General features: G+C 33.5%; 21 protein-coding genes and 1 other RNA gene. 6 read left to right on the top strand and 16 right to left on the bottom strand.

Annotated elements, in window-relative coordinates; genetic code table 11:
* Both DCO46_RS18310 and DCO46_RS18315 read right to left on the bottom strand, forming a co-directional pair.
* On the bottom strand, positions 1 to 2,077 hold a 2,077-nt coding region (locus DCO46_RS18310; RefSeq protein ID WP_116753956.1), incomplete at its 3' end, for an outer membrane beta-barrel family protein.
* Between the two features lie 35 nt (positions 2,078 to 2,112).
* Complete coding sequence (locus tag DCO46_RS18315; RefSeq protein ID WP_116753937.1) at positions 2,113 to 3,003, bottom strand: alpha/beta hydrolase fold domain-containing protein; 891 nt, start codon at positions 3,001 to 3,003, stop codon at positions 2,113 to 2,115.
* A gap of 124 nt (positions 3,004 to 3,127) precedes the next feature.
* Between DCO46_RS18315 and DCO46_RS18320 the strand changes: the two genes are divergently transcribed.
* From DCO46_RS18320 to DCO46_RS18330, 3 genes are all read left to right on the top strand, one after another.
* Positions 3,128 to 4,486, top strand: a complete 1,359-nt coding sequence (locus DCO46_RS18320) for a sensor histidine kinase (RefSeq protein ID WP_116753938.1) — start codon at positions 3,128 to 3,130, stop codon at positions 4,484 to 4,486.
* Between the two features lie 11 nt (positions 4,487 to 4,497).
* Complete coding sequence (locus DCO46_RS18325) at positions 4,498 to 5,187, top strand: response regulator transcription factor (protein ID WP_116753939.1); 690 nt, start codon at positions 4,498 to 4,500, stop codon at positions 5,185 to 5,187.
* A 107-nt stretch (positions 5,188 to 5,294) separates the two neighbouring features.
* Positions 5,295 to 5,489, top strand: a complete 195-nt coding sequence (locus tag DCO46_RS18330; RefSeq protein ID WP_116753940.1) for a hypothetical protein — start codon at positions 5,295 to 5,297, stop codon at positions 5,487 to 5,489.
* Positions 5,490 to 5,672: 183 nt separating this feature from the next.
* On the opposite strand, the gene DCO46_RS18335 is transcribed toward DCO46_RS18330, so the two are convergent.
* The gene (locus tag DCO46_RS18335) at positions 5,673 to 6,923 is read right to left on the bottom strand and encodes a cation:dicarboxylate symporter family transporter (RefSeq protein ID WP_116753941.1); all 1,251 of its coding nucleotides are present in this window, start codon (positions 6,921 to 6,923) and stop codon (positions 5,673 to 5,675) included.
* A 31-nt stretch (positions 6,924 to 6,954) separates the two neighbouring features.
* Positions 6,955 to 7,287: RNase P RNA component class A (rnpB, locus tag DCO46_RS18340), an RNA gene on the bottom strand.
* A gap of 124 nt (positions 7,288 to 7,411) precedes the next feature.
* Between rnpB and DCO46_RS18345 the strand changes: the two genes are divergently transcribed.
* Positions 7,412 to 7,705 (top strand): hypothetical protein, encoded by a 294-nt coding sequence (locus DCO46_RS18345; RefSeq protein WP_116753942.1) that lies wholly within the window; start codon positions 7,412 to 7,414, stop codon positions 7,703 to 7,705.
* A 224-nt stretch (positions 7,706 to 7,929) separates the two neighbouring features.
* Here DCO46_RS18345 and DCO46_RS18350 read toward each other — a convergent pair whose 3' ends face one another.
* The 6 genes from DCO46_RS18350 to DCO46_RS18375 form a co-directional block, all read right to left on the bottom strand.
* The gene (locus DCO46_RS18350) at positions 7,930 to 8,301 is read right to left on the bottom strand and encodes a LysM peptidoglycan-binding domain-containing protein (protein WP_116753943.1); all 372 of its coding nucleotides are present in this window, start codon (positions 8,299 to 8,301) and stop codon (positions 7,930 to 7,932) included.
* 6 nt (positions 8,302 to 8,307) lie between these two features.
* A complete protein-coding gene (locus tag DCO46_RS18355; protein WP_116753944.1) occupies positions 8,308 to 8,787 on the bottom strand; it encodes a BON domain-containing protein in 480 nt (159 codons plus the stop codon).
* Positions 8,788 to 8,895: 108 nt separating this feature from the next.
* Complete coding sequence (locus DCO46_RS18360) at positions 8,896 to 9,609, bottom strand: endonuclease/exonuclease/phosphatase family protein (RefSeq protein WP_116753945.1); 714 nt, start codon at positions 9,607 to 9,609, stop codon at positions 8,896 to 8,898.
* 4 nt (positions 9,610 to 9,613) lie between these two features.
* On the bottom strand, positions 9,614 to 10,057 hold the full coding sequence (locus DCO46_RS18365) for a GNAT family N-acetyltransferase (RefSeq protein WP_116753957.1): 444 nt from the start codon (positions 10,055 to 10,057) through the stop codon (positions 9,614 to 9,616).
* Positions 10,058 to 10,068: 11 nt separating this feature from the next.
* On the bottom strand, positions 10,069 to 10,725 hold the full coding sequence (locus DCO46_RS18370; RefSeq protein WP_116753946.1) for a hypothetical protein: 657 nt from the start codon (positions 10,723 to 10,725) through the stop codon (positions 10,069 to 10,071).
* An 82-nt stretch (positions 10,726 to 10,807) separates the two neighbouring features.
* On the bottom strand, positions 10,808 to 11,206 hold the full coding sequence (locus tag DCO46_RS18375; protein WP_116753947.1) for a hypothetical protein: 399 nt from the start codon (positions 11,204 to 11,206) through the stop codon (positions 10,808 to 10,810).
* A gap of 294 nt (positions 11,207 to 11,500) precedes the next feature.
* Between DCO46_RS18375 and dnaX the strand changes: the two genes are divergently transcribed.
* A complete protein-coding gene (gene dnaX / locus DCO46_RS18380) occupies positions 11,501 to 12,586 on the top strand; it encodes a DNA polymerase III subunit gamma/tau (RefSeq protein ID WP_116753948.1) in 1,086 nt (361 codons plus the stop codon).
* A 188-nt stretch (positions 12,587 to 12,774) separates the two neighbouring features.
* Complete coding sequence (locus DCO46_RS18385) at positions 12,775 to 13,260, top strand: DNA polymerase III subunit gamma/tau (RefSeq protein WP_243416349.1); 486 nt, start codon at positions 12,775 to 12,777, stop codon at positions 13,258 to 13,260.
* 55 nt (positions 13,261 to 13,315) lie between these two features.
* Here the strand turns inward: DCO46_RS18385 and DCO46_RS18390 are convergent, their stop codons facing one another.
* The 6 genes from DCO46_RS18390 to DCO46_RS18415 form a co-directional block, all read right to left on the bottom strand.
* Entirely contained in the window at positions 13,316 to 13,894 is a 579-nt protein-coding gene (locus tag DCO46_RS18390; protein ID WP_116753950.1) for an NAD(P)H-dependent oxidoreductase, read from the bottom strand.
* A gap of 56 nt (positions 13,895 to 13,950) precedes the next feature.
* Positions 13,951 to 14,490, bottom strand: a complete 540-nt coding sequence (locus tag DCO46_RS18395) for a Crp/Fnr family transcriptional regulator (RefSeq protein ID WP_243416351.1) — start codon at positions 14,488 to 14,490, stop codon at positions 13,951 to 13,953.
* 40 nt (positions 14,491 to 14,530) lie between these two features.
* Positions 14,531 to 15,103 (bottom strand): TMEM175 family protein, encoded by a 573-nt coding sequence (locus DCO46_RS18400; protein ID WP_116753952.1) that lies wholly within the window; start codon positions 15,101 to 15,103, stop codon positions 14,531 to 14,533.
* A 97-nt stretch (positions 15,104 to 15,200) separates the two neighbouring features.
* On the bottom strand, positions 15,201 to 16,091 hold the full coding sequence (locus DCO46_RS18405; protein WP_116753953.1) for a Ppx/GppA phosphatase family protein: 891 nt from the start codon (positions 16,089 to 16,091) through the stop codon (positions 15,201 to 15,203).
* Between the two features lie 31 nt (positions 16,092 to 16,122).
* Positions 16,123 to 18,201: a polyphosphate kinase 1 gene (ppk1, locus tag DCO46_RS18410; protein ID WP_116753954.1), complete on the bottom strand. Its 2,079-nt coding sequence runs from the start codon at positions 18,199 to 18,201 to the stop codon at positions 16,123 to 16,125.
* Between the two features lie 5 nt (positions 18,202 to 18,206).
* Entirely contained in the window at positions 18,207 to 18,692 is a 486-nt protein-coding gene (locus DCO46_RS18415; RefSeq protein WP_116753955.1) for a SixA phosphatase family protein, read from the bottom strand.
* Between the last annotated feature and the right edge of the window lie 229 nt (positions 18,693 to 18,921).

Genomic DNA, 18,921 nt, shown 5'->3' on the forward strand with positions numbered 1-18,921 from the left:
CCTTGTATTCAGAATCCTTAATTTTTCCAAAAGAATAACGCAGCGTGAGGGAAACTTCATTGGCATCTACCAGATATCTTGTTCTTGATTTTATATCATTGATGGTAAATCTTTCTGTATAAATCGTATTTCTGAAAATATCATTATAATTCAAAGTACAGTTCCAGTTTTTGCCAAACGATTTTGCCAGCGACATATCAAAAATTAACTTTGCGTTTCGTTCAAAAACACCTTCTTTTTGCTTTGTTGCTCCCCAAAAAGACAAAACGAACGTAAAATCCTTTGGCAGTTTAAATGTATTGTTTGAATAATAATATAAATAGGTTTTTGATGAAGTAAACAATACCGAATCGTCTTGGATTTTGTTTTTTGCAAAAATTAAGGAGTTTGTATTGCTCCAGATTTTATAGGTAAACGGCAGCGTAAACTCAATGTTATAACCTGATTCCTTTTGGAAATTTTTCTCCGTAAAAGTCAGTACATTACTTTGATCATCAAAAGAGAAGTCCTGGTAAATAGATCCTTTATTTTGGTATAAAGTCAGTTTTAGAGATTTGTCATGATACTGAAAAACGGTTGAAATTACATCGATAAATGTGGGTCCCAAATTGATATTGCTGCCATAAATAAAATAAGGGTTAATATACGTTCCGATCATACTCAATGAAGAATAATTTGGCCTCGAAATACTTTTGGAATAATCAACACTCAGGCTTTTTGTACTATCTATTGAAAATGAAAGCTGAGCTTTTGGAAAAACATTGGTATAGTTTTTATCAACCAAAGAGGCACTTTCCGTACTGTATTTTCCGCTGGCTTTCGTATTTTCAACCCTGAGTCCGGCCGAAAAACTGACTTTTTTAATTTTTGCCGAAAGCTGCGAATAGGCTGCCAGATTTGATTCTTTAAAATGATAATCAAAAGAGGTATTTTCGTTTTTATCATAATCAAAAACATCATAATCAGATTTTGATTTTGCGGCAGAATATAGTCCGCCGTATTCCCAATTCAGTTCGTTTTTAAACTTTTTCTCCAAATCAATTCTTCCTGAAAAAACATCAACATTAAATTTCTGATCGCGGTTTTGTGCTAATTTCAACCCTGTTTCGTTGTAATTGTTTTCGACTAAACTCCACAAATGCTGATTATAATTAGAACCCTGAAAACCTATAAACAATTTGGTATCAATGCTTTTTAGTTTTCTTGAATAGTTTACAAATGAATTAATAAAGTTCTTTGAACTTGTATTATCACTCAAAGTAAAAACATTGTTTTCTTCCGCCTGATTTTTATTATAAGTAAAAGTATTGATAGCAAAAATATCATCGTGCGTTTTACCGTTTACATTGACCGAGAAATAATCGTCCTCATTTATTTTATAAAACAAACCTCCGCCAAAAACATATTGCTTTATATGCGAATTTGCCGTAACATCATAATTAGAAATAATATTGGCCTGCGGAATCTGATACGCAATACTATGGTTTTCCCAGGGATTTCGGCGATTGTAATTAAAATTGGCTTTCCATTCTATTTTACCTTTTTTAAAACTGGAATTAAAACCCAAATAATTATTGTAGTGCTTTTTAAAAGAAGCTGTTTCAGAAATCTCCGTTTTAAAGCTGTCTTTTTTGCTTAATTTTCTTGTAATTAAAATCACGGCCCGGCCTTCTGCTTCATATTTAGAAGACGGATTCTGAATGATTTCGATCGTTTTGATATCGGCAACAGCCAAAGCATTCAGATCATTCATTCCTGCTTTTTGATTGTCAATATAAATCAGCGGATTTCCTTTACCAACCACCGAAATACTCTCACGATCTGAACTCACCTGAACCAAAGGAAGCCTGGAAAGCAAATCAACAGGATTTGGAATCGCACTGTAAACTGAATTGGCAACATCTACTTTTATATTTCCGTTTGAATTGGTAAAGGTCTTTTGTTTTTGGGTAATTACAACTTCATTCAATTCCCTGGAAATTGAATCTTTTGGTATTTCATTTTGGGCGTTTGCTATTGCAGACAGACAAAGCAGCAGCAATGTAACCAGAAGTTTTAAAGGCAGATAAACATTCATTATTAAAAGTTTAAAAATTAAATAGTTTTGTGGTTTTAATTTAGAATCCATTTCAAAAGATTTTCCCTTTCTGCCAGATTCCAAGAATGTGGTTTCTTATTTCCATTTGCATCAATTCCTCTGTTTGAAGTTTTTATAAACTCCGCTTTTTCGGCTCCTAGTTTTAATAATGAGTTATAGGCTTTTTCTAAATGAAACGCATTTAATTCTTCGTACGTTCTGTTTTTATTTGCCAGATACCATTCTAAATCAGGCTCGCAATAAAATCGGATCTTTACATTTTTCAGATATTCGATATTTACTTTTGAATCGCAGGAAATCAGGTACGGAGACAGTTTTTTATAACTTTCAATATTTTCTTTTGGATTTCCTATTTCATGACTGAATAACTGAACCAGATAATTTCCTTCCTCGACTGCTTCTTCGCTAATGTTTTTTTCTATATCATCGAGCGCTTCAGAGTACAATCTTTCTAAATCTAAAGGCGAATCAATAACAAACAAACCTTTGGGCTGCAATGAATTTTTAGTTTTAATAAGATGATTCGATAATAAAAGTGCCAGATTTCCTCCGCTGGAGAAGCCTCCCATGAATATGTTTTCTTTTGCAATTTTATTTTGATCAAAAATCATGTTCAGTTCCTTAGAATATTCTTCCTTTTCTGATTCCGACAGATACAATTTCATATTATAATTTAACAACAATGTTGTAACACCTTCATTTTCTATATCTCTAAGAAATTTTGCTTCGCTTTTTGTATTTTCGGCATTGCATGGAAAACATGGAAATAAAATCAAGACTGCCTTTTGTTTTGAAGCTACATGTAATTCGTAATTTTTTTCAGAAGTTTTAATTTCGTTCGCGTTACAATGGATTAAAAAAAAGAAAGCAAGAAAAATTCCAGCAGCACTTTTTATCTTTATCATTTTATAAGTTTTTGGTTTAGCTGATGCAAAAATGCTTTGAAAAACCAGTTCCGAAAGTTAATTGGAGGTTAATGCGGCGTTAATGTCTTTTTTGTATCATAAAAGCTTTATTTTTGGCTCGTATATGAAACAAAGAATCAATTTATTAATCGCGTTTTCTGTTGTCGCACTGATAGTCCTGACGACTGTACAATGTTATTTGGTGAAAACTGCTTATGATTATAAAGTAGCACAGTTTCATACGCAGATTAAAAATGAAATTGCCGGGGTAACAAACAATTACAGCGATATTGATTCGGCTTTGGTTTCAAAAAAAGAAGCACTTTACAAGATACTGTGTGAAAGCTATATTCACGGGAAAAAGTCAAAAAATGAGATCAAAAAAGAAATGATCGAAAATGATTTTAATGATATCCTGACCCAAAGAATCAAACGAAAATTTGAAAGGGATTTACCTAATTTTAAAATTGATTTTGCCATTGTTCTCAACAAATTTATACTCTATAAAAACCCGCAGAAAGCAGATACCATTTTTTCAGAAAAGCCTTTTATTCAAAATAAATTGTATGGAAATCTGGCTTCGCTAAATCATTCCTTTCTGGTTCGGAACTATGTCGGAACGACAAACGTAACTTTTGATAATCAGGATTATAAATTATTGACAGAAGATTCGATGTATGTTTCTGTGGTCGATTGGGAATTAATCATTATGAGGCGAATGGCGGTAATTTTGATTTTGTCATTGTTTTCTATTGCAACGTTAATCACATTATTTGTCATTGCCATAAAAGCTTTAATTAAACAAAAAAAAGTCAGTGATGTCAAGACTGATTTCATCAATAATATTACACACGAACTCAAAACACCACTGGCTACGTTGGGGATTTCAACAAAAATTCTGGAGCAAAAAGACATTCGTGAAAACGACGAGAATTTTAATGCTATTATAAATACTATTTCCAGACAAAATAATCGTTTACAGAGTTTAATTGATCAGGTTTTGGCCAATTCACTGGCAGAAAACGAAATAGAATTGCAAAAAGAAAAGATAAATACGGAAGAATTCCTGTTTTCTATTATTGAAGATTTTAAAATCGGGTATCCGAAAATTGATATTGAAACTGATTTTCAAACTCAGAAAACTGTTTTGGTCCTGGATAAGTTTCACCTGACAACAGCTATTTTGAATGTGCTGGAAAATGCCGTAAAATATGGCTCTACCAAAATTTCTGTAAAAACTAAAAATCATCACGATCAGTTTTCGGTTAGTATTGAAGATAACGGTATTGGAATTTCGAAAAACAAGCAGGCTTTGCTTTTTGAGAAGTTTTATCGTGTTGAACAAGGTAATTTACACAATACAAAAGGCCTCGGATTGGGCTTGTATTATGTCAATCAGATTGTAAAAGCGCATCATGGTTCTGTTGCTGTCATGAGTGATTTGGGAAAGGGCGCTGTGTTTACTTTTATGTTTAAAGTTTAAATTATTTTTCATTGAAAAAAATACTTTTAGCCGAAGATGATTTTGATTTTGCCAATGTCCTGAAACAATATCTGGAACTTTATAAATATGACGTAACCTGGGCAGAAAACGGCGAAATTGCTTTGGATCTTTTTAAAAAAGAAACATTCGATATTTGTGTTTTTGATGTAATGATGCCAAAACTCGACGGCTTTTCATTAGCAGAAAAAATCATTAAAATAAGTCCTGAAATCCCTTTTATTTTCCTGACTGCCAAAAAATTAAAAGAAGACAAAATCACAGGTTTAAAACTCGGAGCAGATGATTACATTGTAAAACCTTTTGAAGCCGAAGAACTGATTTTACGTTTGCAAAACATACTAAAAAGAAGTCAGAAAAAAGATCTTTTAAAAGAATCAGAAGAGATTCAGATTGGTTTATATCATTTTGACACCAAACGTCTTACTTTAAAAATAAACCATCAAACGCAACAGCTTACCGAAAAAGAAGCGTCCCTGATTCTGTATTTTTTTAATCATAAAAACCAGCTTCTTAAAAGAGAACAGATTTTGAAGGCTGTTTGGGGAAATGATGATTTTTTCTCCGGCAGAAGTATGGATGTTTATCTCAGTAAAATTAGAAAATACTTTAAAGACGACTCAACAATAAGTATTGAAAGTACGCGAAATATCGGAATTGAATTTAAAATTGTGACGAACTAAATTTTAAACTTTTTTTAATGTAAATGATATAAGTTTTCAAATCAATTTTATAACAAATTGTTAATGTGACTATTATAACTTTGATAGAAACATTAAAACTATAAATCATGAACCTTAAAAGATTATTTGGTGGATTACTTACAATTCTCGGAATTGTAGGTCTTATATACACAGCAGTCATTTTTGCCGGAACATCCGGTGAAACCAGAGATATAAAATCGTTGATTATTTACGGAATACTGGGAATCGTATTCTTCATGTCCGGAATAAGCTTAGTTCGTACAACTAAAGACGAATCATAGGGTTTTAAGGTTCAAAGGAACAAAGGTACAGAGGTGCAAAGGTTTTATATTTTGCGTCTTTTAATCTCTGTTCCTTTGTTCCCTCGATACTTTAAGCAAAAGATTCAAAGTTGTAAAGATTTTATATTCAGTGTTTTCAAACCTCTGTCCCTTTGTTCCTTTGCACCTTTGCACCTAAAAAAATTATTCGTGTAAAACAGGATCTAAATTCAGTTCTGTAAAATCTCTTTCGGTTTTTGAGATGACAATTGTTGCCGCTGTATTTCCAATTAAGTTTGTAATTGCTCTGGCTTCACTCATAAATTTATCAACTCCCAATAAAAAAGCCAAACCTTCTACCGGAATTTTGTGAAGAGCCGTTAGTGTAGAAGCGAGGACTATAAAACCACTTCCGGTTACGCCCGCAGCGCCTTTTGAAGTAATCATCAGGATACCAATTACACTCAAAATTTCGAAAAAACTTAAATGCACATCATATAATTGCGCTAAAAAGATTACTGACATTGATAAATAAATCGAAGTTCCGTCGAGGTTAAAAGAATAACCTGTCGGAATCACCAATCCTACTACCGATTTACTGCAGCCCATTCTTTCGAGTTTTACCATAATACTTGGCAAGGCAGCTTCTGAAGATGAAGTTCCTAAAACCAGCAAAAGTTCTTCTTTGATATACTTCAGAACAGAAAGAATACTGATTTTATAATATTTCAGAATGCTTCCTAAGATCAGAAAAACAAATAAAAACATGGTGACATACACCGACAGCATTAATTTTCCAAGCGGGATTAAAGTCTGCAGACCAAACTTTCCGATTGTATACGCCATTCCTCCAAATGCACCCAGAGGAGCGAGATACATGACGTATTTCAAACCTGTAAAAACTACTTTTGATATTCTTTCTAAAACCAGGATGGTCTGTTCTCTTTTTTGGTAAAAATTCAGTGCTATACCGCAGACAATTGCTGCCAGTAAAACCTGAAGCGTAAAATTGGAAAGGAAGAATTTTAGCCACGAAAAATGTTCTGCCGTACCGCTTGTATATTGGCTGGCATCCTGCAAAGCCAACCCGGTTTTATCAATCTTTCCGGGTTTAAAAACATAAGCAACGGTAACACCAATTGCGAGTGCAATGGTCGAAACCACTTCAAAATATCCTAAAGCCTTGATTCCGATTCTGCCTACTTTTTTGAGATTTCCCATACTGGAAATTCCTAAAACAATGGTCAGGAATATAATCGGGCCAATAAAAAGTTTGATAATATCGACAAAAGTATCGCCTACAATTTTCATTTTCACACCATTTTCAGGAGAAAAATGCCCGAGTAAAACTCCCGCAATAATGGCAATCAGAACCCAAAAGGTCAGATTCGTTATAATGGTTTTTAAAGTACTTTTTTGAGGTTTATTTTGGAGATTGGGTTTGTCTATATTCATGAAAGGTTTTTAGATAGTTTCACAAATATATAAAAAATGCAGACCTGTAAGCCGGATTCTGTTCTTGTTATTACTAACAATACCTTATCATTTATCTAGATTCCGAATTACTCCGGAACTCAAGCTACCTACCCTTCAGCAACGGACGAGAAGCCCTTAAATGCTGATATACTTGGTATTTCACCGCATAGAGTTTACCTGGTTTCACTACAGCATTACCTGTACATACTTTCTGTTGCACTTGTCCTTGCCTTATTGCTAAGACCGACGGGTGTTACCCGCTATGCTTCTCTTTGGTGTCCGGACTTTCCTCCCTCCCGTCCTGAAGCTTCAGGATCGGAACGACGATAAGGCGGTCTGCGCGGCAAAAGTACCACTTTATAACCGAAGAATAAAGATTTTAAAATTTAGATTTTCAGACTGAATACGCAACTTTTTAATTTTAAATTGGTTATCTTTAAAATCCATAATTTTAAAATTCAATTATCATGACTAGAATGTATCACTACGCAACTGTTTCAAAAGCTTTAGATCAATTGAATGAAAAAGGATTTACATGCGACTTTAATTTAAACTTTGACGCAATCAAAAAAAATCCCGAAAAATTTGAAATTGTACATGTGTATCGATACGAAGGAGCATCGGATCCGGGCGATGAGGCAGTTGTTTACGGAATTAAATCCAATTCAGGTAAAAAAGGAGTTTATGTAGCAGGTTTCTCTGCAGATTCAGATTCTGAGACTTCGCAAATATTACTCGATCTGAGCATAAAAGGAAGATAATGATTTAAATTCTAAATTTTGAAATTCCAAATTCCAATTGAAATGGAATTAATAAAATTTACCATTTTGAGGTAAGGAGAAATCACACTCGAAATTCATATATCAGGAATGAACTAATGTGATTTTTCCTTACGTCGAAATAACACAAATTGTGGGCGTTATTTATATTTAAAATTTCATGAAAAAGTCCATCATTTAGACGGACTTTATAAAACAGTAAAAAATTATACTGCTGGTATTTTCAATTTCCAGCCCACCTGAATGAGATCCGGATTTTTGATAATATCTTTATTGGCTTCGTAGATATCCTGCCAGGAAACGCCGTATGCCTTTCCGATTTTAGAAAGCGAATCGCCGTTTTCTACCGTATATTCTCTTGAAACTTTTTCGGTTACCTCAATATTCATCACCACATCTGCCGATCTGTAATCGGGATCGATTTTGTTGTAAGCATCCCAAAGTTTGTCTTTGTCTGCAGCAGAATTTGCCGTACCATCAATATAAAGTACATTATCCTGTTCCCTGACCTGCAAATTAATTATTCCTAATTGATCGGCCAGATTGGTTACTTCTCTGTATTTATCCTGTAAACTCATAACGCCTTATTTAATAGTTAATTTGTTTTCTACTTTTTTGGGCTTCAGTTCCTGCAGGCTTTGTATTAAAGGCTGTAATTCATTCCTTTTGATTTCTCCCGAAAGCGTTACCACACCACCTACAACTGTTGCGCTGACTCCATCATAATCTTTTACTACATCACTTACCGATTTATCCAAAGTACTGTCTGAATTGATGATTACTGCCGCCGCTGCAGGTTCTGCATCCGGAGCCGGAATATCGCAGTTGTTCACTACAGATTTTACACCCTTAATGCCTTTTACCGTATTTTCTATATTTTGTTTGAAAGCATCATCTTTGCAAATTCCCGAAATGGTCGCAACTCCATCCTGTACATCAACATGCACTCCTGGCTGATCTCTTAATTTTTCAGTTATGTCTCTTTGAATTTCTTCATCTTTAGGACCACAGGCCACTAAAGAAAATGCTAAACACATTCCCAATAAAATCGACTTCATTTTCATAATGATATTTTTTAAAATTTAAACATCTAAAATTAAATGAATTAAAGCCTAAAATCTTACAGGATGCTCTTACAGATTTTATATCTTTTCCAGTAAAATAAATCAGTGTTATATTCCAAAAGTAACGATCAGGGGTTTATGATCGCTATGCATTTTCCAGTCATTATAAGTTCCGACTTCAACGCTTTCTAAAACATTCATAAAATTATTTGAAGCGAAACAATAATCGAGATGATACGGTTTATTTTCATGGCGGTACAAAAACAATGTAGGATGCATTTCCTTTCCCTGTTCCTGATTAAAGAATTCATGGTAAGTGCTAAATATGTTTTTCTCTGCCAATTTAGTGACCACAGCAGAATGATTTCCTTCTCTTCTGGGCCGGTCCCAGATAGTGTTGCTGTTGAAATCTCCAATTAGGATGCAATTATTTTCAGAAAGCAGGTTTTCATAATAATTAACCGCTTTCCAGACCTGTGTAACGTATTGTCCGTCTTTATCCTGCGGATTGTTTGCCCAAATGGCGAATAATATAAAATCTGTTTTTCCTTTGGAAACGGAAATTGGCAATACATTTTTGAAATCAGGATTATGGCAATCCATAAGCTCAAATCGGTAATCACTATACGAAAAAACACCCAATCCTTTATGCTGATTTGTACCATACCAAAGCATATCAGTTGGTATCGGAACATTTTCGGGAAATTTTAGTTTATCAATATTTTCGCATTCGGGAATTATTAAAATATCCGGTCGGTGAACCAAAATAAATTCGGCTTTTTTTCTGAAAGCCATATTACAATTCCACGTTGCTATTTTCATTTTTCTATTGAATTTCCTGATTCAGTTCAAACGAAATAAAAGAACCATCTCCAATTCCGCCCACTCCTTTTTCGGCAAATCCTGTCTTTTTGTAAAATGCTATTGCCTTTGTATTTTTTTCGAGGCATTTTAGCTTTATCGGAAAACCTGTTTTATCGATTGCCGTTTTCAAAAGTGCTTTTCCTATTCCCAGTTTTTGAAATTCATCGTCAATAAATAAATGGTGTACAAAATTATCCGGCAGCCAGATAGAAATAAATCCAACTATTTTTTCCTCATAAAAAGCCGTTACGATATATTCATCACGTGTCTGCGCATCAAAATCCAATAAATCAAAAGTGGACTGATCCTTCCAGACAAAAGTGCTCTGGCGAACTTTCAGAAATAGTTTCCGCAACGAATCTCTGTCGCTTTCTGTGAATTCGGCTATTTTTAATTTACTATCCATAATATCAAATTTCAAATACTATAAAGGATTTTAACTGTAAACCAAAAAATAAAAAATACCAATCCCAAAGTCAAAATTCTGTTTCCCTGTTTTCTGTCATTTTCAGAATAGACATAAACTCTGTTTCCGTCAGGAAGAGTCTTTTTATATGTCATCAAATGCCAACCGACAAAAATACCCAGTAATCCGCCACATAAAGCTGTGATATACCCCAGTATTATATATCCTTTCTGACTCTTTTCGGGTTTGGCCAATTCTGCAATTCTTTGTTTTTTAATTTCTTCAATTTTTAAAGGTGTTATCTCCAGGCCTCTTTCTTTGAGTAATTTCTTAGCCAGTGAAACGTCAAATTTATTCCATTCATCACTTTTTGAAACCACATCTATTAATTCTTCATCGGAGAAACTTAACAAATAGTAATCTTTATCAATTTCGTTTATTTCTATTTCTGATTTTGATTCTAATATTGCGTTGACTTTTTCGAAATCTTCATTTTTGATTTTAATACAATATTCTGTTCCAAAATTGTTATTTGCAAAAGTTGGATCGAAACTCAGTGAATTATCTTCTAATACGTATTTTACATTTTGTTCTGAAAGCAATTTGCCGAATTGTTTGGCACTGTACTGATCATTAAATTTTTGAAATGTTATAAAGGCTTCGTTCATTATATTTTTATTGTAATTAATTAGGAGAATAATTCGTGTTTATCAAAGTTCGGTCTTCTATATTTCTACCAAATGATATTAACTAATCTATATTCTTTATAGGAAATAGTAATTCCTGATTATTTGAATTTTGACAAATTAAATTATAATCCGATATTTTTGTAAAAATATCTTGTTCACTCAATGTTAGCTCATCAAGTATCTCTTCGCTGCTTTTTAGTCTCATGTCAGATTCTAAATTCACCAATATCCTCACTAAATATATATTTAAAGAGTCATTTTTTAGTTTAACATTATTAATTGATTCTTTATTGATTTTTTTATTTTCACACTCACGTATAAGTTCTTTAGCATATAATTCCGTTTTATTCAGATCTGATTCATCACTTTTTTTTGATGTATCGAGTATACTCTTGAATTTTAAAACAATCTCACTTTTATGGATAAATTCTCCTTTGAGATTCTTCCAGTTTTTTTTCAACTTCTATTGTTTGTTGAGACAAACAATTAGTATTTTGCAAAAGTAAAATCATCAAAATCAGAATTATCTTTTTCATTTATAAGTTATTTTAAAAATGTATTTTGATGCTAAAATTAATCCTTTTTTCATTACAAAAAATAAACGCAAAAATTGAAATCAAAAACTACATTTTATCTAAATCACTTACTCACAAATGATAAAAACCGTAATCGTCAAAACGATTAAAATCTTTCAATTTTTAAATTTTTAAATCATTAAATTATACTCTATATTTGCTATCGAATAAAAAAGAATATGGAACAATTTGTAGTATCGGCCCGTAAATACCGTCCGCAGACATTTAAAGATGTTGTGGGGCAAAAAGCCATTACCAACACTTTGTTAAATGCCATAGAAAGCAATCATCTTGCTTCGGCTTTATTATTTACAGGACCTCGTGGGGTTGGAAAAACAACCTGCGCGCGTATTCTGGCACGAAAAATAAATCAGCCCGGATATGATGATCCTAATGAAGATTTTGCCTTCAATGTTTTTGAATTGGATGCTGCTTCAAACAACTCAGTTGATGATATCCGAAGCCTGATCGATCAGGTTAGAATTCCGCCTCAAACCGGACAATACAAAGTTTATATTATTGACGAGGTTCATATGTTGTCTTCGGCTGCTTTTAATGCTTTTCTGAAAACATTAGAAGAACCGCCAAAACATGCTATTTTTATCTTAGCAACTACAGAGAAACATAAAATTATTCCAACGATTTTATCACGTTGTCAGATATTTGATTTCAAAAGAATTACAGTAAAAGATGCCAAAGAACATTTAGCAGAAGTTGCAGCAAATCAGGGAATCAGTTTTGAAGATGATGCTTTGCACATTATTGCCCAAAAAGCAGACGGTGCAATGCGTGATGCTTTGTCTATTTTTGACCGTGTAGTTTCTTTTTGCGGAACCAACCTGACCCGTCAGGCGGTAACAGAAAACCTAAACGTTCTAGATTACGAAACTTATATTTCGGTTACCGATTTACTTTTAGAAAATCAGATTCCGGAACTTTTACTGGCATACAACGATATCCTTTCAAAAGGATTCGACGGGCATCATTTTATTGCCGGTCTGGCTTCGCATTTCAGGGATTTACTGGTAAGCAAAACTCCGGCCACAATTACCTTACTTGAAGTGGGTGAACAAGCGCAGCAAATGTATGGCGTACAATCTCAAAAATGTTCTCAGGACTTTTTACTAAAGGGAATTGATATTGCAAACGATTGTGATTTAAAATATAAATTGAGCCAGAATCAGCGTCTTTTGGTCGAATTATGTTTAATGCAATTGGCCTCTATCAACTTTGATGGAGAAAAAAAAAAGTTGAGCAATTCATAATTCCTCCCGTTTATTTTAAAAACGGCAGTTATTCTATTGTTGAAATTATAAATACAAAGCCTGAAGTTCCAAACAATACAACACAAACTTCAAATACAGAAGCGGTTGTTGTAAACAATAAAGCAGCTGATACTGAGCCTAAAACAGAAACAGCTACTCAAAATATTCCGCAATCTCCAAATCCTGTTGTGAATATAGTTAGTAATGAACCAAAAGTATCTGCTTTTTCATTATCGAGTATTCGCAAGAAAAAAGAACTGGAAGCAAGCAGTAAATCGTATGTAAAACCTTCTACAACTCTTCCTACTGAAGAATTTAACGAAACTGACATGTTGCTGCAGTGGAATAAATATGCACAACGTTTAGGTGAAAAAGGTTTCAAAATTATGGAATCGTTATTATTGATTAATGACCCAAAACTGGATGGAACAAGAATTACTTTAGAATTACCCAATGAAGGTTCCAAACTAGATTTTGAAAGCCAGCTAAACGGGCTTTTAGGTCATTTAAAAGGCCATCTGCACAACCATGATATTACGATTGAAGTAATTGTAAATGAAACTATTGAAACCAAACGCAGTTTTAATGACCAGGACAGATACAACCGTCTGTTAGAAATAAATCCAAACATTGAACTTTTGCGTTCAACATTTGGATTAGATCTGAATGCTTAATATTCTTTCTGAATAAAATTTAGTAGCAATTTCATCAGGTTCCTGACCACTGCTTTTATTTATTGTGAAGTCCGAATTTATACATTTTCTCCAGCCATTTTTCTCTCTGAATAGTATCTGCTGTTTTTATAATTCCGATATAAGTGACTTTTACAGGTTTTACCCCACAGAATTCCAAAGTTGATTTTTTAAGCTGATTGACACTTGGTCTCCCAAAAAACAATCTGTAATACCAGCCCGGCTGATCTAAAGTGGTAATAATATGGGCTGTTTTTCCTTTTAACAATTTATCCCACCAAACTGAATTTTCGCGGTATTGAAACGTCATTCCCGGTAAAAACAACCGGTCTATAAAACCCTTGGTGATTGCAGGCAAACCGCCCCACCAGACAGGATGAACCCAGACAAGATGATCTGCTCTTTTAATTTTCTCCCATGATTCAAGCAAATCAGGTTCTAATTCCGTACGTTTCTGATATCCAAACTGTAGATTTGGATTGAATTTTAATTCCGCAATTGTAATAGTCTCTACCTGAGTTCCGGAAGCTATCGCACCTTTATAATATGATTCTGCCAAACCAAAATTAAAGCTTTCAGCATTTGGATGCCCGTTAATAATTAGTATTTTTTTCATGTATTACTTTTTTACAAAAATACTATTCAGATAAAGATTCTTACCGGACAAATGTCTTATAAAATTGCTTTTCGGATTCTGCTCAAATGTCTTGGTGTAATTCCTAAATAAGAAGCCAGATACTGAAGCGGAATCAATTGCAGGTAGTTTTGATGATTTTTATACAGTTCTTCGTATCGTTGTGTCCCTGAAAGTTTCTGAAAAGAAATCATTCTTTTTTGAAGTATAATATATTCCAATTCAGTCAGTTTTCGTCCAATTTCCTGCCAGTAAGAGCCCAATTTATAAAGTTTCTCAAGGCTTTCACGATTTATAACCTCTAACTCTGTTTCTACCAAAGCCTGAATATTTTCTTCGGCTGCCTCCTGAGTAATAAAACTGGAAAGCGAAGCCATAAATTCATTTTCGAAAGCAAAACAATTGGTGATTTCATTTGCCTGATGATTGAAGAAATACGATCTCAAAATCCCTTTTTTGATAAAAACAATTTCGTTACATACCTGATTCTCTTTCAATAAAAGCTCACCTTTTTTGAGTTTGCGTGTCGTAATTAAATCATCCAGCAGATCTAGTTCAGCATCAGGTATAAGTTGCATTGATTGAAATACAGACTTCATTTTAAAAATAAATTAATCTTTAAGAAAAAATTCTTTCAATTCTTTTATCTGGAACAAGCCAAATCAGGGCTACAATAACATAACAGGAACCGGATATCCATTGGTTGAAATAGGCAGAAACAATCCCGATAATATTTAGTACTACTGAAATTTTTCCTTTTAAATCCTTACCCAGAACTTTTGCCAAAAGTGAATCTTTCCCTTCTATATCCAAAACTATTTTTTGAAGAATTATATAGGCTAAAGCACATCCGAATAAAATAATTCCGTAAAAGGCAAGTGGCGTTTTTGCAAAATTATGTTCTCCCATCCAGCCTGTGGATACAGGAATCAGAGATAGCCAGAATAATAAATGCAGGTTGCTCCACAGTATTTTTCCGTTTACTTTTGATAATCCGTGAAGTAAATAATGGTGATTATTCCAGTAAATCCCAACATAAACGAAACTTAGAACATAACTTAAAAACTTAGGAATAAGTGGTTTTAAATCAGCAAACTCAACTCCGTGAGGCACTTTTATTTCTAAAATCATGATGGTTATAATGATTGCCAATACCCCATCACTGAAGGCTTCAAGTCTGGTTTTGTTCATTTATTGTATGTTATAAAGTTTGCCACGAATTTTACGAATTAGCTTTTTTATGAATAAAAAAAATTGTGCAGATTAGCGAAATTCGTGGCATAAATATTTAAATTTTACCGTAATACATTGCTTTTACGATTCCGTCAGAAAGTCCGATTTTCGGAACATAAATCTGGCGTGCCCCACTCCATTTCATCGCATTCAGGTAAATTCTGGTTGCGTGGATAATTACGTCGGCACGGTCAGAATTCAGACCTAATTCTGCAATTCTCTGTTCGTAAGTTAACGAGTTCAGAAAGGCATATTGTGAATTAATATAAATATACGAAAGTGGTTTTTCCTGTTGTTTTCCGGACATTTTAAACAATTTATTGATGTTTCCTCCGGAACCAATCAGCGTCACTTCATCGTAATCTGCTGTATTCGTTTTAATCCATTTTTCGATTTCATCCCAAACTACATCGTGAACCATATTGTTTAGCAAACGAACAGTTCCTGCTTTGAATGATCTGGAATTGACCATTTTGCCATCAGAAAACAAAGTAAACTCCGTACTTCCGCCTCCAACATCAACAAAAAGATAGGTTTCGTCTGTTTTTAATAAATGATGTAAATCGGTAGAAGCAATTATGGCGGCTTCTTTTTTACCATCAATAATTTCGATTTTAATATCTGCTTTTTTCCTGATCAGAGCCACTACTTCTTTAGCATTATAAGCTTCACGCATCGCAGAAGTTGCAAACGCCATGTAGCGTTCTACTTTATGAACTTTCATCAAAAGGTTGAATGCTTTCATGGCATCGACCATTCGATCTATATTTTCTTCTGAAATTTCTCCAACTGTAAAGGCATCCTGCCCTAAACGTATTGGCACACGAACAAGGGAGCTTTTATTGAACTGTGGTTCTTTACCATCTTGTTCTACAACATTCGATATCAGCAGCCTCATGGCATTTGAACCGATATCTATTGCTGCATATTTTTTTATATTAATCATACCCTCTATGATTTGAAAGTGTTTTTTGTTATTAATTTACTTTTTGAGGAATCTCATCCAGTAGTGCTACTTTGTTCTGATAATATTTATAGGTTTCAAATTGAGCTCTAAATGGGGCATGATGATTTTTAGGCTTATATTTATTATCTAATTTATAAGAATGATATCTTACTTTTACGTTTCCTTTCCAGGCTATGTTGAAATTATCTATTAGTTCTTTTTTAATTTCAAGATCATAAATTGGACAGGTTACCTCCACCCTTCCGTCCAGGTTTCTGGTCATAAAGTCGGCAGATGAAATATAAACTTCGGTTAAACCTGCATTTCCAAAAATATAAACTCTTGTATGTTCCAGATAATTATCTACAATACTGATCGCTTCAATGTTTTCGCTCATTCCCGGAATTCCCGGAATCAAAGAGCAAATACCTCTTACCTGAAGCTGGATTTTTACTCCGGCATTACTTGCCTCATATAGTTTATCGATCATTTTAAAATCAGACAAACTATTCATTTTTAGTTTTATGTGGGTTTTTCTGCCTGCTAATGCATGAAGAATTTCACGGTCTATCAGTTTTATAAATTTGGTTCTTGTATAATGCGGAGATACAATTAAATGTTTGTATCGGTGAACTCTGTAATTGATATCAAAAAACTCAAATATTTTCGATGTGTCTTTTAAGATTCCCTGATGACAGGTTAAAAGCGTGACATCAGTATAGATTTTGGCCGTTGATTCATTAAAATTCCCTGTAGAAATAAATCCGTAACGACGGTTTTTACCTTCTTCAAATCTTTCTATTACACATATTTTACTGTGTACTTTAAGTCCTTTTATTCCAAAAATAAGCTCTATTCCTTCTGTCTGCATTTGTTCTGCATACGAAATATTTGAAGCTTCATCAAAACGTGCCTGAAGTTCGATTTGAACTACTACTTTTTTACCATTTTTTGCAGCGTTTATCAATGAGCTGATCACCTGCGAATTTTTGGCTAAACGATACAGGGTAATCTTGATACTGGTCACTTTTGGATCAAGGGCTGCTTCACGCAAAAATTTAGTCAAATAGGAAAAAGACTGATAAGGAGCATGAACCAAATAATCTTTTTTACTGATTTTTTCCAGAATACTTCCGTCCAGGCTTAAACCCGGAACAGGCAGCGGCTCATTTGGTTTATACAGCAAATCATAACGTCCCAGATTTGGAAAACCCATATAATCACGACGGTTATGATATCTTCCTCCCGGAATAATACTATCCGTTGCTACAATTTTCATTTTATCCAAAAAGAAACGAAGTGTATCCTCTTCAATCTGGCTGTCGTAAATAAAACGAACAGGTTCTCCGATTCGGCGGTCTTTTACAGATGTAGCAATTTTTTCGAGCATACTTTTACTCAAATCACTATCAATATCTAACTGTGCATCTCTTGTAATTTTGATCATGTGTGCCGAAACACTTTTATAATCAAATATATTAAAGATGTTTTTTAGCTTAAAGCGAATAACATCGTCAATTAAAATCACATATTGTTTTTCATCCTCAGAAGGAAGAACAACAAATCTGTTTATATTTTTCGGAATTTCAATTAAGGCATAACGAACTTCTTCATTTGCCAGTTCCAAACGAACTGCCAAATAGCCTAAAGTATCTTTTAGAATAGGAAAAACAGCCAGATCATTTAAAATGATTGTGACTAATTCCGGACTCAGTTTTTGTGTAAAAAAGTCCTTTAAGAAACATTCCTGTTTTGGGGTAATCTGATCTTCGTTTATAATGAAGATATTTTCTGCTTCTAATTCTGTTTCTATATTTCCTAAAATACGTAAACTCTCTGATTGCTGCTGAATAACGATTTCAGTTATATCCTTGATTAACTGATGTGCAGAAACTCCTCCTAAATATTTTTCTCCCGAAATTCCAGAAAGACTCAATCTCCGGATTGCGGCATAGCGAACTCTAAAAAATTCATCTAAATTATTGGAAAAAATTCCAACAAATCGCAATCTGTCTAAAAGTGGTACTGTATTGTCTCCAGCTTCCTGAAGTACTCTTGCATTAAACGCTAACCAACTTTTTTCTCTATCGATATATTTCTGCTCGTACACTTTATTTATTTTAGGTCTTTGGGGAAAATTGTTTTTTGGGTTTTGCCTTTACTGATATTATCCCAGCTTTCTGCATCAAATTTAAGGGATACAAATCCTGAAGTGGGGACATTTTCGATAAAAACATCTCCAAATTTATTAACAAAATTTGTAATAGCCTCGTTATGTCCGAAAAGAATAACGCTTTCGAAACTATTATCACATGATTTGATAACTTTTTCGAGATGTCTGTCATCAAAAGTATAAAGATCATCTCTGTAAACAATACTTTCTATAGGATAAGATATATTTTGAGCAAAAATAAGAGCTGTCTCTGAAGCACGCGCAGCTGTACTGCTCCAGATAATATATGTTTTAGGAAGATATTTTGAAATTTTTGCCGATACCTGATGGGCATCTAAGATTCCTCTTTTCATTAAAGGTCTGTCAAAATCTTTTAAAGGTGCTTCCCAGCTTGATTTGGCATGTCGTATTAAAATTAAATTTTTCATAAGTAGAAGGATTTAGAACCATCATAAAAATGGTTCTATTTTATCGAAGTTCTAATTTACAAAAGAAAATCTAATCAGTACCCTTTTTTTAATTCCGTTAACATTTAAACAAAATTTTAACAGGAATTTAATTTTAGGATTGTTGAAAAAATTTAAAAACTCCAATGAAGCCTTTTTTGAATATTATGTAATTCAACTGGCAAAAGATTCTTTTCGTCGATTTATTTAA

The organism is Flavobacterium sp. HTF, assembly GCF_003105115.1.
Taxonomy (GTDB): Bacteria; Bacteroidota; Bacteroidia; order Flavobacteriales; family Flavobacteriaceae; genus Flavobacterium.